The following is a 15,088-nucleotide window of genomic DNA, read 5'->3' on the forward strand; positions in this document are numbered from 1 at the left end:
CGTGCTCGCGGGTGTGGGCGCGGGCCCGCAGGCGGGCGTCGTCCATGTGCTGGCGCAGGTGCGCGGCTGTGGTGCCGAGTCCTGGGACGCGGTCGATGACGTCCATGACGAGGTGGTAGCGGTCGATGTCGTTGAGCATCGCCATGTCGAAGGGCGTCGTGGTGGTGCCCTCCTCCTTGTAGCCGCGCACGTGCAGGTTCGCGTGGTTGTCACGCCGGTAGGTGAGGCGGTGGATGAGCTGCGGATAGCCGTGGAAGTTGAAGATGACCGGCTTGTCGGTGGTGAACAGCGCGTCGTACTCGGCGTCCGGCATGCCGTGCGGGTGCTCCGAGCGCGGTTGCAGCCGCATGAGGTCGACCACGTTGATGACGCGCACCTTCAGCCCGGGCAGGTGTTCGCGGAGGAGGGCGGCCGCGGCCAGTGTCTCCAGGGTGGGCACGTCGCCGGCGCAGGCCAGCACCACGTCCGGCTCTGACCCGGTGTCCGTGGAGGCCCACGGCAGGATGCCGAGGCCGCGCGTGCAGTGCGCGATCGCCTCGTCCATGGTGAACAGGTCGAGCACCGGCTGCTTGCCCGCGACGATGACGTTGACGTAGTCGCGCGAGCGCAGGCAGTGGTCGCCGACCGAGAGCAGGGTGTTGGCGTCCGGTGGGAGGTAGACCCGGACGACTTCGGCCTTCTTGTTCATCACGACGTCGAGGAAGCCCGGGTCCTGGTGGCTGAAGCCGTTGTGGTCCTGGCGCCACACGTGTGACGACAGCAGGTAGTTCAGCGAGGCCACCGGCCGCCGCCACGGGATCTTCTTCGACGACTCCAGCCACTTGGCGTGCTGGTTGAACATCGCGTCGATGATGTGGATGAACGCCTCGTAGCAGTTGAACAGCCCGTGCCGGCCGGTCAGCAGGTAGCCCTCCAGCCAGCCCTGGCACAGGTGCTCCGACAGGACCTCCATGACCCGGCCGCCGGGCGCCAGGTTCTCGTCCGTGGGCTTCAGCTCGGCGTTCCAGGCCCGGTCGGTGACCTCGAAGACCTCCGACAGCCGGTTGGAGGCGGTCTCGTCCGGCCCCATCAGCCGGAACGTGCGCGGGTTGGCCGCGATCACGTCGCGCAGGTACCGGCCGAGCAGGCGGGTGGGTTCGCTGGACTGCGTGGCGGGTTCCTTGACCTGCGCCGCGTAGTCGCGGAAGTCGGGCAGGGCCAGCGGTTTCAGCAGCTCGCCGCCGTTGGTGTGCGGGCTGGCGCTCATCCGCAGCAGGCCCTCGGGCACCGTCCGCCGCAGCGCCGGCACCGGGCGGCCGTCGACGTCGAACAGCTCTTCCGGCCGGTAGGAGCGCATCCACTCCTCCAGCATCGCCAGATGCCCGGGGTTGTCGCGGACGCCCGGCAGCGGCACCTGGTGCGCCCGCCAGGTGCCCTCCACCGGCAGCCCGTCGACTTCCCGCGGCCCGGTCCACCCCTTCGGCGTCCGCAGGACGATCATGGGGAGGCGGTCGGCGCGGCCGTCCTTGTACGCGGCGATCTGGTCGAACACCACATCCAGCGTCCGCGCCATCTCCTCGTGGTCGGGGCCGACGAGGTGGGGGCGGTAGCCGTACCCCTCCATGAGCTTGAGCAGCTCCTCCTCCGGGATGCGGGCCAGCACGGTGGGGTTGGCGATCTTGTAGCCGTTCAGGTGCAGGATCGGCAGCACCACCCCGTCCCGGTAGGGGTCGAGCAGCTTGTTGGAATGCCAGCTCGCCGCCAGCGGGCCGGTCTCCGCCTCGCCGTCGCCGACCACGCACGCCACGACCAGGCGCGGGTTGTCGAAGGCCGCGCCGAAGGCATGCGCCAGCGAATAGCCGAGCTCGCCGCCCTCGTGGATCGAGCCGGGCGTCTCCGGCGCCACGTGGCTCGGGATGCCGCCCGGGAAGGAGAACTGGCGGAACAGCCGCCGCATGCCCGCGGCGTCCTGGGAGACCTCCGGGTAGCGCTCGGAGTAGGAGCCCTCCAGCCAGGCGTGCGCCACCGCCGCCGGGCCGCCGTGACCGGGCCCCGCGATGTAGATCATGTCCTGACCGCGTTCGGCGATGACCCGGTTGAGGTGCGCGAAGCAGAAGTTCAGCCCCGGCGTGGTGCCCCAGTGGCCCAGCAGCCTCGGTTTGACGTGCTCGGGCCGCAACGGCTCGGTCAGCAGCGGGTTGTCGAGCAGATAGATCTGCCCGACCGACAGGTAGTTCGCGGCGCGCCAGTAGGCGTCGATGTGCTGCGTCGTCGTCATGGTGCCGATGGTCTCCGGATCCGTCCCCGCCCCCTAGGGACCTAGGTCCTCTTCTCGGGAGCCGGGCGGCCTTCGGAAGTCCCGGCCGTGCGATGGCAGGCGGCCTGCTGGTCGCCGCCGCGGTCATCGGCTCGGTGGCGGCGGCCTGGCCGTCGCCCTCTTGCGCGCCCGGACCCCTCGCGCGGCGGCGCCCGAACCCGTGGACGTGCGCACGTCCACGGGTCGCCTGCGGCGGTCAGGTCACGAGCCGGAGCAGGTCACGCCTCGTGACCGCGTTCGTGGGCGAGAGGGTGAATGGTGGAGCTCCTGGTGGACGAGGACGGGTCAGGTGGGGTCGGTGCGCGGGATCGGGAGGAAGATGCGGCCTCCGGAGGCGTTGAACTCGGCGGCCTTCTCGCGCATGCCCTCGGCCAGGGCCTGCGCGTCGTCCAGGCCGCGCTCGGCGGCGTATGCCCGGACGTCCCGCGTGATCTTCATGGAGCAGAAGTGCGGGCCGCACATCGAGCAGAAGTGCGCGGTCTTCGCGGGCGCGGCCGGCAGGGTCGCGTCGTGGAAGGCCCGCGCCGTTGCCGGGTCGAGCGAGAGATTGAACTGGTCCTCCCACCGGAAGTCGAACCGCGCGTCCGAGAGCGCGTCGTCCCACGCCTGCGCGCCCGGATGGCCCTTGGCCAGGTCAGCGGCGTGCGCGGCGATCTTGTAGGCGATCACACCGGCCTTGACGTCGTCGCGGTCCGGCAGCCCCAGATGCTCCTTGGGCGTGACGTAACACAGCATGGCGGTGCCGTACCAGCCGATCATGGCCGCGCCGATCGCCGAGGTGATGTGGTCGTACCCCGGCGCGATGTCGGTGGTCAGGGGTCCGAGCGTGTAGAACGGCGCGTCGTCGCACCACTCCCGCTGCAGGTCGACGTTCTCCTTGATCTTGTGCATCGGGACGTGTCCGGGGCCCTCGTTCATCACCTGGTTGTCGTGTTCGGCCGCGATCCGCGTCAGCTCACCCTGGGTGCGCAGTTCGGCGAACTGCGCCTCGTCGTTGGCGTCGGAGATCGATCCGGGCCGCAACCCGTCGCCCAGCGACCAGGTCACGTCGTACGCGGCGAAGATCTCGCACAGCTCCCGGAAGTGGGTGTACAGGAAGTTCTGCCGGTGATGCGCCAGACACCACGCCGCCATGATCGAACCGCCGCGCGACACGATGCCGGTGCGGCGACGAGCCGTCAGCGGCACGTACTCCAGCAGCACGCCCGCGTGCACCGTCATGTAGTCCACGCCCTGCTCTGCCTGCTCGGTCACGGTGTCGCGGAAGACCTCCCAGGTCAGCTCGGCCGGGTCGCCGCCGACCTTCTCCACGGCCTGGTAGAGCGGCACCGTCCCGACCGGGACGGGCGAGTTGCGCAGGATCCACTCGCGGGTGGTGTGGATGTCCCGGCCGGTCGACAGGTCCATGACGGTGTCCGCGCCCCAGCGGGTCGCCCAGGTCATCTTGGCCACCTCGTCCTCGATCGAGGACGACACCGCCGAGTTGCCGATGTTGGCGTTCACCTTCACCAGGAACCTCCGCCCGATGATCATCGGTTCGAGTTCCGGATGGTTGACGTTGGCGGGCAGCACCGCCCGGCCCGCCGCCAGCTCGGTCCGGACGACCTCGGGGTCCACCCCTTCGCGGAGCGCGACGAACTCCATCTCGGCGGTGATCTCGCCGCGCCGCGCGTACGCGCGCTGCGTCACCGCCCCCGTACCGCTCGCCCGCCGCGGCGACCGCTCGGCGAACGCGGCTGCGTCGCGCAGCGGGTCGCCGGAACGCCGCCCGTCGTCCTCGGGCCGCACGGCCCGGCCCGTGTACGTCGCGGTGTCGCCGCGGTCGGCGATCCAGGCCGCCCGTAACGCGGGCAGGCCGCGCCGCACGTCGGCGTCGTGGTCGGGGTCGGTGTACGGCCCGGAGGTGCCGTACAGCACCACGGCGCCGCCATCGCTGAGCGGCACCTCCCGCATCGGCACCCGCAGGTCCGCCCGCGTCCCGTGCAGATACACCTTGCGAGCGTGTGTCATCGCAGTGTCGGTCATGACGACTCGATCTCTCCCTACGCCGGCATTACCCGGTCAGGTTCCAGCGGTCAGCGGCCGTCCCAGCCGCACTCTCAGCCCGGTTCGCCGGGCCCCCGCGATCTGTCGTGCTCGACCCTAACCCGTACCACCTTCTTGCGACAGCAGCGCGTTGAGATTGACTGATTCCCCACACCCGCGGGACCCTGTGACCCCTTCGGCGACCGGAAACGGCCTCTCGGTCACCGGGCGCACGAGCACCGGGAGCGGCCCGTGGGCGGGCGGCGAGATCCTCGGGTCCAGGCGCCTGGGCACGCCTGGGCGCCCGTCACGGTCGGAGTGACGGGCGGCGGCGAGCGCGCGAAGGACAGGGACAGGAGGCCGGGGTGGCGGAGGCGGCGCTGACGCGGGCGACGGTGGCCGAGGTGATGGCCGAACTGGCCGAGCTCGCGGACCCGAGGACCCGCGAGGTGAACGAGAGGCACGGTGACGACCACGGCGTCAACCTCAGCAGGCTGCGCGCGCTCGCGAAGCGGCTGAAGACGCAGCAGGAGCTCGCGTGCCGGCTCTGGGAGACGGGTGACACCGCGGCGAGACTGCTGGCGATCCTGATCTGCCGCCCGAAGGCGTTCGGGCGTGACGAGCTGGACGTCATGGTGCGCCAGGCGCGCACACCCAAGGTGCACGACTGGCTCGTGAACTACGTGGTGAAGAAGAGCCCGCACGCCGAAGAGCTGCGCCTGGCCTGGTCCGCCGATCCGGATCCCGTGGTCGCGAGCGCGGGCTGGGCGCTGACCACCGAACGCGTGGCGAAGAAGCCCGGAGACCTCGACCTGGCGGGCCTGCTGGACGTCATCGAGGCGGAGATGAAGGACGCCCCGGATCGCCTGCAGTGGGCGATGAACCACTGCCTGGCGCAGATCGGGATCGAGCATGCCGAGCACCGCGCCCGTGCGATCGACATCGGCGAGCGGCTGGGGGTGTTCAGGGACTTTCCGACTTCCCCGGGCTGCACGTCTCCGTTCGCGCCCGTCTGGATCACCGAGATCGTACGCCGACAGGACCGGTCCTCGGCCGGGGGTATCGGCTGATCCGGTCGGATGATCGAGCAGCGCTTGCGGGGTCGCGGCCCGCGCGGCACGTGCCCGGGTCGGCTCACAGCCACCCGCTCTTACGGAGGAGCCGGAACACGACGAGCACGGCGATGACCATGATGGTCAGGCTGAGGGGATAGCCGAGCAGCCAGTGCAGCTCGGGCATGTGGTCGAAGTTCATGCCGTAGACCCCGGCGATCATGGTGGGGACGGCGATGAGGGCCGCCCATGAGGAGATCTTGCGCATGTCGGCGTTCTGCTGCATGGCCGCCGCGCTCTGTTCGCGGCCCACCAGGGCCAGGTGGGCGTTCAGGGCGTTGGTGAGCAGTTCGTTGTGCTCGTCGACCGCCGCGTCCACGCGCAGCAGGTGGTCCAGGACGTCACGGAACTGGTCCCGGACATCGGCGTACAGCTCCACCCGGCCTTTGACGATCTCCTCCAGAACGGGGATCAGCGGATCCTGAGCCGCACGGAACTCCAGCACCTCGCGCTTGAGGGAGTAGATGTCCTCGGTGACATCGGTCTGCTCGCCGCTGAAGACACGCCGTTCCAGGACGATGAGGTCGTGCTCGACCTCGTGGGAGATCTGGGCGTAGGTGTCGACGACCTGATCGCAGATCGCGTACAGCACCCCCGCGGGCCCGGCGGCCAGCAGATCGCGATCGGACTCGATGCGCCGGCGCACGCCGGCCAGCGGATTGGCCTGCCCGTGGCGGACGCTGATGACGAAGTCGCGGCCCAGGAACAGGTTGATCTCGCCGACCTCGATGTCCGAACCCTCCTCCACGTACAGGAGCGGCTTGAGCACCACGAACAAGGTGTCGTCGTAGCGTTCGAGCTTGGGTCGCTGATGGGCGTGGATGGCGTCCTCCACCGCGAGGGGATGCAGCTTCACCTCGCTGGTGATCAGGTCGAACTCCTCCTGGGTCGGCTCGTGCAGACCGATCCACAGGAAGCAGTCGCCCCTGGCCCGGGCGTCACCGAAGGCGTCGCTGATGTCGCCGCTGATGGTCTCGCGCACGCCGTTGCGGTAGATCGCCTTGTCAACAATCACGTCTGACATTCTGACGCAGCGCCATATGTCCATATTTGGGGGTACCGTTCGAAGAAGGGTCACCTAGCCCACGGGGAGGAAACATGGCTAGGTACATGTCCGACGTCGACTTCAGGCAGAACCCTTGGTGGCGTCGCCGCTGGGGCGGCGGCTGCCGCCGTCGCTGGTGGGGCGGCGGAAGCTGGGGCGGCGGCTGGTGGTGGTAGACCAGCCCCAGACGCCTCAGCAGCACAGTCGGCGAACGGGAGATCGGCCTCCGGCCCTCACCAAAGGGCCGGGGGTTTCTCTGTCACCGCCGCGACAGGATGAACGCCGCGGCAGCGGGTCCAACTCGGGGCTCAGGAGGTGCCGCCGCCGCGGCAGCCGGTGTGCGTACGTCGGCGTGAGGCTGCGCTGAACCGGGGCCGGCCACCGTCCCGGAGCCAGGCGCCTCCCTGAGAACGCACGCCTAAGCGTCTTAGCTACGCCTAATCATCTTAGGTCATAGCGGCGTCCGAGGGCACCCTCCCCCGCCTGATCAGCCCGTATTGCAGCAACCCAGAGTGATGGCGAGCAGGCCCGGCAGGGCCGCGACGGCGAGCGGCGCCGCGATCGCCGCCCTGGCCAGAACCCCGATGATCACGAACACGATCGCGCGCAGCGGTGGTGTGCGCCCCAGCAGCCGGCGCACCCGTTGACCGGTGCGATGGGATCCGGCCGCCAGCGCGCAGGTCGGCGCGTTGTGGTCGTCGGCCAGGGTGAGCAGGGCGTCGGCTACGGTCAGCCGGTCGGACGCGGTGACGGCGGCGTCGTCGGCCGCGAGTTCGGTGAGCCGGTCGATCTCCTGCTCGGCGGTGCGGAACAGGACGACGAACGGGAAGGCACGCCTGAGCCCTCGGGCGACGGCGGTGAACAGGAGGTGGTGGCTGCGAAGGTGCGCCCGCTCGTGGGCGAGCACCGCCATCAGCCGCCGATCGTCCAGGGCGTCCAGCGCCGAGGTGCTCAGCACGATGGGGCCGGCGCGACCAGGCAGGCAGTAGGCGACGGGCGCGCCGTAGTCGATCACGAGGACGTCGAGCCGCTCGTCGTGGTGGGCGACCATGCGCAGCACCGTCAGGTGCCATCGGCGCTCGCGCTGCGCCCGGATCACCTCGGCGCCGACACCGTAGATCATCCGGACCGTGATCGCGGTACAGGTCAGCAGGGCCGCCGCGAAGGAGGCGGCGATGGCCGGTGCGCTCAGCGGGGTGGCATAGGCGTCACGCAGCATCATCAGGCACGCATCCAGCTCGTGCGCCAGATCGGCCCCCCATGGGGTGGCGGGCAGTGCCACGGCCACCCCGGCCATCATCACGGCGGCGACCACGGCGGCTGTCAGCGATTGCCAGGCCACGATGCCCAGCCGCGGCGCTCGCTCCACCCACGAGACCCGCCGCAGGAGCGCCGGTCCCACCTCGGCCAGCATGACCGCGTAGACGGCCAGCAGAATGGCGGCGGTCATGGCGGCGGCTCGCCGGCTCTGGCCGCCTCCAACGCGCCCCGAAGCTCGTCGATCTCGGCCTGATCCATCCGCTCGACGAAGCGCGCCAGTGCGGCGGCACGGTCAGGGCTGGCGCGCAGGGCACTGGCCATCAGGCCGGCCACGTAGTCCTCCCGGCCGGCCTTGGCCCAGTAACGGTAGCCGCGTCCCCGCAACTCGCGGTCCATCCAGCCCTTGCGATACAGAATGTCCATCACCGTCTGCACGGTGGTGAACGCCGGCTCCCTGCCCGGGCGCAGCCGGTTGAGCACCTCCCGCACCGTCAGTGGCTCGTCGGTCGCCCACATCACATCCATGATCGCGGCCTCCAGCTCACCGAACCCGCGCACCACGCCTCCCTCGACGGTCTCGACGGTCTCGACGGTCTCGACGGTCTCGACGACCATGGCTCCAGTGCTCACGCCGCCCGTGGCCGCGGAACGCGCCGGCCGCACCGTCGCGGGTCACCCCCGAGCCCGCGTCAATCCCTCACCTGAGCCCTCCAGGCCAATCTATCCCTCCGGCCACCACTCGGCCCCCCGAGCCGTCGTGCGAAATCGACGGCTCGGGTGGTCCGACTCGTGGGTCAGGTGCGGGTCCAGCGTTGGTTGGCGCCGCCGTTGCACGACCAGATGGTCAGCTTGGTGCCGTTGGCGGTGGCGTTGTTCGGCACGTCGAGGCACTTGTTCGCCCCCACGGCGGTGATGGAGCCGTCGGCGTTGAGACGCCACCGCTGGTTGTCCTGGCCGTTGCAGTCCCAGACGATGACGCCGGTGCCGTCGGCGGTGCCCCGGTTGTACACATCCAGGCACTTCGTGCCGTAGACCCGCAGCTCACCGGCCGCGGTCGGCGTCCACTGCTGGTTGGCCTGACCGTTGCAGTCCCAGATCTGCGCCTGCGCGCCGTTGGTTTGCGAAGCTCCGGCGACGTCCAGACATCTGCCCGACCCCACCCCCTTGATCGCGACCGGGGTGGGGGTGACGATGCCCCCTCCGGTCACGACGTACATGGCCGCGCCGTGCCCGGGGACCGACGCGCTGATCGTCCCCGACGAGGAGGACGTCGTGTGCGCCCACAGGTCGCGCACCGAGTAGGAGTCCGCGGACCCCAGCCCCAGGGCGGCGGCGGTGGTGGACACCGTCGAGGTCGAGGAGCCCCGGTTGAGCAGCACGGCCGCGACCGAGCCGTTCGCCATCGGTTTGCGCCAGACCTCCAGGTTGCCGTTGTCGCTGATCTTGTGGCCCTGCCGGCCGCCCCAGTCCTGGTTGACCGCGATGACCTCGGTGTTGGTGAGGATCGTGCGCGTGTCGGCGCTCATCGTGCGCAGGTCGTTCCCGGCGATGAGCGGCGCGTTCAGCAGCGACCACAGGCTGAAGTGCGCGCGCCCCTCGGTGCCGGTCACCCCGCCGACGCCGACCTCCAGCATGTCGGGGTCGTTCCATCCGCCCGGCCCCGAGTACGCCTCCAGCCCGACCTGCTGGTCCAGGATCCCCATGATGGAGCCCCAGTTGGCCGCGATGTCGCCGGTGTCGCGCCAGGAGTTGCCCACCGGCATCCCCCACGTCCAGACGTTCTCCTGCCCCCAGTTGCACAGGCTGTACACGATCGGACGTCCGGTCGCGGCCAGCGCGTCGCGCATGGCGGTGTAGCGCTGCTGCCCGTTCAGGCCCTTGTGGTCACCGCAGTTGTCGTACTTCAGGTAGTCGATCCCCCAGGACGCCCACAGGGTCGCGTCGCGCCGCTCGTTGCCGAGGCTGGCCGGGTAGCCCGCGCAGGTCGTGGTTCCGGCCGAGGAGTAGATGCCGAGCTTGAGCCCTTTGGAGTGGACGTAGTCGGCCAGGGCCTTGATGCCGTTGGGGAACTTCTGCGGATCCGGCACCAGGTCACCGTTGGCGTTGCGGCTCTTGGTGGACCAGCAGTCGTCGATGTTGACGTAGGTGTAGCCCGCCGCCGCCATGCCGCTGGAGACCATGGCGTCGGCGGTCTGACGGATCAGGCCGTCGTTGACGTTGCAGCCGAAGCTGTTCCAGTCGTTCCAGCCCATCTGGGGCGTACGGGCCAGACCGTTGTCCAGGGCGGCGGCCGGCGACGTCGCGCCTCCGATCGCGACGAGGGAGCCGGCTGCGAGTGCCGCCGCCAGGGCTAAGCCGAGAACTCTGCGCATCTGATACCTCCGGCTTTGGGCTGTCGGGGAGAACACGGGGCGATCACGCTGAGCGGTGAGTCATGTCGTGGATCAGGTGCGGGTCCAGCGCTGGTTGGCGGCGCCGCCGCAGGACCAGATCTGGACCTTGACCCCATTGGCCGTGCCGGCGCCGGAGACGTCAAGACACTTGTTCGCCCCCACGGCGGTGATGGTGCCGTCGGCGTTGAGACGCCACCGCTGGTTGTCCTGGCCGTTGCAGTCCCAGACGATGACGCCGGTGCCGTCGGCGGTGCCCCGGTTGTACACATCCAGGCACTTCGTGCCATAGACCCGCAGCTCACCGGCCGCGGTCGGCGTCCACTGCTGGTTGGCCTGACCGTTGCAGTCCCAGATCTGCGCCTGCGCGCCGTTGGTTTGCGAGGCGCCGGCGACGTCCAGACATCTCCCCGACCCCACCCCCTTGATCACGCCGGGGGTGCCGCCCCCCGGCTGGCCGATGCTTCCGGGCACCGACCGCAGGGCGTCGTACCAGGCGGCGGCCATCCTGTCGTAGCCGCCGGCGGTGGGGTGGACGCCGTCGATCAGGTCGGAGGTGGTGAGTCTGCCGTGCATGTCGACCAGGTGGACGTGCCTGCCGCTGGTCACCTTGCTCTGCACGATGCCGGGGATGGCCGCGTTGAACGTGCGGGCCGCCGACTCCTGGCCGGAGTTGGACAGCGGGATGACGGTCGCGACGAAGACGTCCGCGTCCGGCACGGTGGTGGTGATGTGGTCGATCAGCGTGGACAGTCGCTGCGGGGCGCCGCCCACGTTGTAGTTCTGCAGGATGTCGTTGGTGCCGATGTGCAGCAGCACCGTGCGGGGTGTGTGGGTACGCAGCCAGCCGGTGACGTTCGCGTCGATCTGGTCGATCCGCCACCCGGGATGGCCCTCGTGGTCGTGGTCGCCCAGAGCACCCGGCCCGTTGAACTGCGAACCGACGAAGTCGGTCGTGTAGCGGCCGGCCGCCAGACGCTGCCACAGTCCGATCCGGTATCCGCCCGGCACTTGCGTGCCCTCGGTGATCGAGTCGCCCAGCGGCATGACCCGCACCCCGCCGTTGGACTCCGCGCCGGCGTCCCCGGCGCCCAGCACCGTGCCGGCCAGCGCCAGCGCCACAGCCGTCAGCGCGGCGGCCCACCGTCTTCTCCGCGTACGCGTGCTCCGGGACCTGAGCCGGTCTGCTGTGGGCACGAGGGGCCTCCCTGCGGTGAAAATCTTGGCGTTAGCGTTAACATTCGCGAGTGTGTCGGAGCACACATGACGCGAGAAGACCCGTCAAGGGTTCGTCCCCCTTCACTGCCGCCGTGCCGCGCGCAGAAGCGCTCTGCTCAGGCCGGACGTCCTGTCCCGCGTGATGAGGTGATGAAACATTCACCCCGGGGTGGCGTGGCGGAGCCGGTCCGCGGGGGCGGGCCGGCTCCGGGGCAGCAGCCACAACGGGGTCAGACGCGGCTCCACTTCTGGTTGGCGCCGCCGTTGCACGTCCAGATCTGGACCTTGGTGCCGTTGGCGGTGCCCGCCCCGCTGACGTCCAGGCACTTGTTCGCCCCGACCGCCGTGATGCTGCCGTCGGCGTTCAGGCGCCACCTCTGGTTGCTCTGGCCGTTGCAGTCCCAGACGATCACTGCCGCGCCGTCCGCCGTGCCCCCACCGCTCACATCCAGGCACTTGCCACCGGACGCCCGCAACTCACCGGCGCCCGTCGAGGTCCACTGCTGGTCCGGCTGCCCGCTGCAGTCCCAGATCCGCGCCTGCGCCCCGTTCGACGGAGAAGCCCCGCCGACGTCCAGGCACCGCCCCGACCCCACCCCCTTCACCGCGCTCGTGCTGCCGGACGGGCCGCCCTGCCCCACTCCCTTGCCCGCGAAGGTGAGGGAGTCGACGTCGAACGCGTTCGCCGACGGCGCCTTGAAGACGACGAAGACGTCGCGGGTGCCGCCCGGGTCGGTGACCCGGACCGCGGGCAGGGACACGTAGGTGTTCCATCCCCCGGTCGCCGGCACGGGGCTGGAGGCGATGAGCGCCCCGGTCGGAGAACCGGCGCGCAGTTCGATGGACGCCCCGGTGCTGGACGGCGCCGAGACACGGAAGGACACCGTGTCGATCCCCGACAGGTTGACCGGGCTGAAGGAGAGCCAGTCGTTGTTCGAGATGTCGCCGATCCGCCTGCCGCCCTCGGCTCCGGGCTCGTCGACGATCCGGATCCCGGACGAGCCGGTGAAGTGCTCGGCCTGCTTGTGCTTGGGTTGCAGGGTGACGCCGGCGCTGCCCTTCAGGCCGCCCTTGTCGGTGTAGTCGGCGGACAGGACGTAGTAGACGTTGGCGGCCTCGTCATGGCCCGAGGCGGTGGTCGGGACCGTCCCGGAGCATCCGGTGTACCGGCCGGTGTCATGGGCGTGCTGGTCATGGCCCAGCGCGGTGATCACGTTGACCTTGGCGCAGTCCACGGGGCCGTCCTCGGGGTCGGTGACGTTCACCGAGTAGGCCACCTGGTCGCCGAAGTCGATGAACCCGCCGTCGGGCGGAGCCGCGAAGACGACCTTGGGACGGGTGTTGCCGACGCTGACGGTCAGGGTGGCGCTTCCCGTCCTCCCGCCGGAGTCGCGTACGGTCAGCCTGACGGTGTAGGTGCCGTCGGCGGTGTACGTGTGGGAGGGGTTCGCGCCGGTGGAGGTGCCGCCGTCGCCGAAGTCCCACGCGTAGGTGATGGCGTCGCCGTCCGGGTCGGACGAGCCCGCCGAGGAGAACGTCACCGCCAGCGGGGCCCCGCCCGAGTCGGGGTCGGCGCTCGCCCGGGCGACGGGAGCGCGGTTCCCGGCCACGTAGTCGATCCGGTAGACGCCGTCGTCGGTGTTGTCGTGGCCGAAGCCGTTGCCCCAGTCGGCGTAGTACAGGGCGCCGTCGGGGCCGAACTTCATGTCGATGGGCGCGTGCGGAGCCAGCTGCGCGACGAACGGATTGATCTTCAGGAGGTTGCCGGAGGCGTCGAGGCGGAACTCCTTGACGACGTTGCGGCTCCACTCGTAGAAGAACGGGGTCTTGTCGAAGTACTCCGGGAACTTGCGGTCCGAGGCGCTCGCCGGGTCGTAGTGGTAGAACGGGCCTCCCATCGGGGCCGCGCCACCACAGCAGTCGATCTCCGGGAACTGGGCGGAGGCGTGGTAGTTGTACCAGACCGTCGCGGGCTTGGCCGCGGGCAGGCTGGTCAGCCCGGTGTTGTTGGGCGAGTCGTTGACGGGTGCCGAGCAGGTGAACTTCGCGCCGGAGGTGTTGGTGGCGAAGTTGTAGTCGTTGAACGGGATGTTGTCGCCGACGCAGTACGGCCAGCCGTAGAAGCCCGGCTGTTTGATCAGGTTCCACTCGACGGTGCCCTCGGGGCCGCGGCTGGGGTTCGCGCTGCCCGCGTCGGGGCCGTAGTCACCCACCGAGATCCAGCCGGTGTCCTTGTCGACCGCGAAGCGGAACGGGTTGCGGAAGCCCATCGCGTAGATCTCGGGACGTGTCTTGGCTGTGCCGGGCGGGAAGAGGTTGCCCGACGGGATCGTGTAGGTGCCGTCCGCTTCGGGGTGGATGCGCAGGATCTTGCCGCGCAGGTCGTTGGTGTTGGCCGCGGAACGCTGGGCGTCGTAGTGCTCGCGGCCGGGCCGTTCGTCGATCGGCGCGTAACCGCTGGAGGCGTTGGGGTTGGTGTCGTCGCCGGGCCCGATGTACAGGTTGCCGGCCGGGCCGAACGCGAGGTAGCCGCCGGTGTGGCCGGGCTCGTCGACGTTGCGGTACGCCGGAACCTCGACGATCTTCTTCTCGCTCGCCAGGTCGAGGCTGGTGCCGTTGAAGGTGAACCGCGACACCCGGTTCACCTCACCGCCGTTGGCGGGCGAGTAGTTGACGTAGATCCAGCCGTTGGTGGCGAAGCCGGGATCCACCGCCAGCCCGACCCCGCCGTCCTCGCCGCCGTCGTAGACCGGCAGCGTGCCGACGACCCGCGTGCTCCCGCCGTTGGCCGGGATCATGTTCACCTTGCCCGAGCGCGAGATGAAGAAGACCCTGCCGTCGGCGGCCACGTCGAGTTCCATGGGCTGGTCCGGCGCCCCGTCGAGCGTCACCTTCTGGAACCGGGCCGCGACCGTGCCGCCGCAGTCGCCCGGCGCCGCGCCCGCCGCCCACGTCACCGCTCCCAGCAGGTGCTGCTTGAACAGCGGCTCCGCGTAGGAGGACGCCTGGTGGCCCATCGCGGTGGCCCACACCCGGCCGCCCTCCGGGTTGTGACACCAGGAGATCGGGTGGTCGGCGCCCATCTTGTTCGGCCCCGCGTCATAGGTCGTCTCGTCCGCGGTCACCAGCACGTGCACCGAGCCGCGCAGGTTCTTGTCGAAGTTGTACCACTCCTCCGTACGGACCCACCGATCCGGCAGACCCTTCGTGGAGGGGTGCGCCTTGTCGGCCACCTTGGCGGTGCCCTGCAGCGTCGCCGAATGTGCGGTCATGTGGGCGCCGGCCAGCACGACCTGGTCCCACCACGGGAACTGCGCCTCGATGTTCATGTCGGTGGCGTTGTGGACGGCGACGACGCCGTGGCCGCCGCGCACATACGCCTGGAAGGCCTGACGCTGGGCGTCGTTGTCCCACACCATGCCGTTGGTCTGGAACATGATCACCGCGTCGTAGGTGTCGAGGGTCGCGGGCGTGAAGACGGACGAGTCCTCGCTGCGGTCGAGCTGGAAGTTGTTGTCGGCCGCCAACTGCTGGAACATCGCGACACCGGCGGCGATGGAGTCGTGCCGGTAGGCGCCGGCCGCGGTCTTGGTGAACAGCAGCACCTTGAACTGCGCGGCGGCGTGCGCCGCCGGTGGCGCCCCGAGCCACGACAGCCACAACAGGGCCGCGGCCAGGGCGGGGAGCAGGCGTGATCTTCGCATGGAGGGTCTCCTGGGGGGTACCGGTGGCGGTCGGAGGT

At 70.0% G+C, this 15,088-nt stretch carries 9 protein-coding genes and 1 riboswitch; of the genes, 1 reads left to right on the forward strand and 8 read right to left on the reverse strand.

Annotated features, from left to right (window positions below):
* Together HD595_RS00005 and thiC are read right to left on the reverse strand one after the other, a co-directional pair.
* A partial coding sequence (locus HD595_RS00005) for a phosphoketolase family protein (RefSeq protein WP_253764861.1) occupies window positions 1–2,257 on the reverse strand: 2,257 nt, incomplete at its 3' end.
* A 324-nt stretch (window positions 2,258–2,581) separates the two neighbouring features.
* Window positions 2,582–4,321 (reverse strand): phosphomethylpyrimidine synthase ThiC, encoded by a 1,740-nt coding sequence (gene thiC, locus HD595_RS00010; RefSeq protein ID WP_253764862.1) that lies wholly within the window; start codon window positions 4,319–4,321, stop codon window positions 2,582–2,584.
* Window positions 4,317–4,430: riboswitch (TPP riboswitch) on the reverse strand. (Overlaps the previous gene by 5 nt.)
* A gap of 298 nt (window positions 4,431–4,728) precedes the next feature.
* Here thiC and HD595_RS00015 point away from each other — a divergent pair.
* On the forward strand, window positions 4,729–5,391 hold the full coding sequence (locus HD595_RS00015; protein WP_253780993.1) for a DNA alkylation repair protein: 663 nt from the start codon (window positions 4,729–4,731) through the stop codon (window positions 5,389–5,391).
* Between the two features lie 64 nt (window positions 5,392–5,455).
* Here the strand turns inward: HD595_RS00015 and HD595_RS00020 are convergent, their stop codons facing one another.
* From HD595_RS00020 to HD595_RS00045, 6 genes are all read right to left on the reverse strand, one after another.
* Window positions 5,456–6,448 carry a magnesium and cobalt transport protein CorA gene (locus HD595_RS00020; protein ID WP_253764863.1) on the reverse strand — a complete coding sequence of 331 codons (993 nt, stop codon included), beginning with the start codon at window positions 6,446–6,448 and terminating at the stop codon, window positions 5,456–5,458.
* Between the two features lie 517 nt (window positions 6,449–6,965).
* Entirely contained in the window at window positions 6,966–7,928 is a 963-nt protein-coding gene (locus HD595_RS00025; RefSeq protein ID WP_253764864.1) for a M56 family metallopeptidase, read from the reverse strand.
* Window positions 7,925–8,353: a BlaI/MecI/CopY family transcriptional regulator gene (locus tag HD595_RS00030; protein WP_253764865.1), complete on the reverse strand. Its 429-nt coding sequence runs from the start codon at window positions 8,351–8,353 to the stop codon at window positions 7,925–7,927. The genes HD595_RS00025 and HD595_RS00030 overlap by 4 nt, the downstream gene beginning before the upstream one ends.
* Window positions 8,354–8,532: 179 nt before the next feature.
* Entirely contained in the window at window positions 8,533–10,110 is a 1,578-nt protein-coding gene (locus HD595_RS00035; protein ID WP_253764866.1) for a lectin, read from the reverse strand.
* A 72-nt stretch (window positions 10,111–10,182) separates the two neighbouring features.
* Entirely contained in the window at window positions 10,183–11,325 is a 1,143-nt protein-coding gene (locus tag HD595_RS00040) for a ricin-type beta-trefoil lectin domain protein (RefSeq protein WP_253764867.1), read from the reverse strand.
* 251 nt (window positions 11,326–11,576) lie between these two features.
* On the reverse strand, window positions 11,577–15,050 hold the full coding sequence (locus HD595_RS00045) for a ThuA domain-containing protein (protein ID WP_253764868.1): 3,474 nt from the start codon (window positions 15,048–15,050) through the stop codon (window positions 11,577–11,579).
* Window positions 15,051–15,088: the final 38 nt, after the last annotated feature.

The organism is Nonomuraea roseoviolacea subsp. carminata, assembly GCF_024172185.1.
Taxonomy (GTDB): domain Bacteria; phylum Actinomycetota; class Actinomycetes; order Streptosporangiales; family Streptosporangiaceae; genus Nonomuraea; species Nonomuraea roseoviolacea.

Excerpts from the sequence above, each read along its gene's own strand:
- thiC (WP_253764862.1), bottom strand. The coding sequence starts at position 4,321 with ATGACCGACACTGCGATGACACACGCTCGCAAGGTGTATCTGCACGGG.
- HD595_RS00015 (WP_253780993.1), top strand. The coding sequence starts at position 4,729 with ATGGCCGAACTGGCCGAGCTCGCGGACCCGAGGACCCGCGAGGTGAAC.
- HD595_RS00025 (WP_253764864.1), bottom strand. The coding sequence starts at position 7,928 with ATGACCGCCGCCATTCTGCTGGCCGTCTACGCGGTCATGCTGGCCGAG.
- HD595_RS00030 (WP_253764865.1), bottom strand. The coding sequence starts at position 8,353 with ATGGTCGTCGAGACCGTCGAGACCGTCGAGACCGTCGAGACCGTCGAG.
- HD595_RS00035 (WP_253764866.1), bottom strand. The coding sequence starts at position 10,110 with ATGCGCAGAGTTCTCGGCTTAGCCCTGGCGGCGGCACTCGCAGCCGGC.
- HD595_RS00045 (WP_253764868.1), bottom strand. The coding sequence starts at position 15,050 with ATGCGAAGATCACGCCTGCTCCCCGCCCTGGCCGCGGCCCTGTTGTGG.